General features: G+C 59.8%; 1 protein-coding gene. It reads left to right on the forward strand.

Annotated elements, in window-relative coordinates; all coding sequences use genetic code 11:
- A partial coding sequence (locus AB0K82_RS44580; protein WP_364409835.1) for a hypothetical protein occupies nt 1–1,164 on the forward strand: 1,164 nt, incomplete at its 5' end.
- Nucleotides 1,165–1,235 lie beyond the last annotated feature (71 nt).

Consider the following 1,235-nt stretch of genomic DNA (forward strand, 5'->3'; position numbering starts at 1 on the left):
CCCACACGCACCGAGCAACTGCAAGTAATGGCCGACTTCTTCGTGCCGCGCGCGATGCAATTCGCAATCGGTCGCGAAATGTGCGACACCGCATTCCGCTCCAGCCTGATGGCCGATCCGGCGCTGCCCGAGGTCGAACAAAGGCTGCCCGGTATCATCGACCGCATGATCAAGGCATCATCTGCGCAGTGCGATGCCGAAATGTGGAAAGTCCTGGAGGCGCGACAGGATCAGGTGCGCAGCGACCTCGCCGCGCAGATTCCACCGGCGGATCTCCCTCGGCTCGCTCGCATGTTTGCCCCGTCCGTTCAGGAGGCGCGCGATTTCCGGGTCGAGGTGCGCCCCGGCGACACGATGTTGCAGATCATCAGCCGGGTCGGGGCGATGCCCGAACAGGAGCAGCGCCTGCGCACTGCGCAACTCGCCTTCGCCCGCACCCCCGGCGGCGCGGCGCTGTTGAACAAAGTCTTCGCCTATCAGAGCACGATCCGCCCGCTGCTCGAACAGGACCAGAAAGCCTTCCTCAAGATCGCTGCCGATGGCTACAAGGCCGCACATCGCGAAGCCAACCTCTACGCGCAGCAGAAAGGCCTGAGCGAGCTATACGCGGATGCGCCGATCCCGCCGCTCCCGTCGACCGTGGAGAATGCCACCCAGCCGGCCGTCAAGCTGCCGGGGTCTTTGCTCTACGTCTATTCGTTCCTCGACGTGCGCGAGAACGAATTCACTCCGAAGATGCTCGATCAGTTTGACGCCGCCTTGATCGCGCGCCTCGACGCCTTGAAGGTCTCCAGCAAGATTTTGCACTACAACAAGGCCAAGCAGGACGAGGGCGAGTTCGTTGCGAACAACACGTCGTTCGGCGCCGATTCCAGGATGATACCGGTAGGGCGGACGATCGACCGCAACTTGGCCGACGAGCGCGCCGCCCGAGCGCGCTATCGGTTGATCATCTTCCCCGCCAATTTCCAATCCTCCGGCGCGTGGCGCTTCTACGAGGTCCGTTTCATCATGATGGATACGGAGAACAACAGGCGGGTGTTTGAATACATCTACAACGGCAGCCACATGGTCATTCTCAAGAATAGCGAGAATTCCAACGCGCGTTCAAAGAAAATTTTAGACGCAGCCTTTGCAGATCTTCAAAATAAAGGCTTTCTATAGTCGGTCAATAATGGCGAATGGAGCATGAAATCTCGCACCGATGAAGCACGGAAGGATCTACGCACCTATTC

The sequence above is a fragment of the Actinoallomurus sp. NPDC052274 genome, from assembly GCF_040679475.1.
GTDB lineage: Bacteria > Actinomycetota > Actinomycetes > Streptosporangiales > Streptosporangiaceae > Actinoallomurus > Actinoallomurus liliacearum.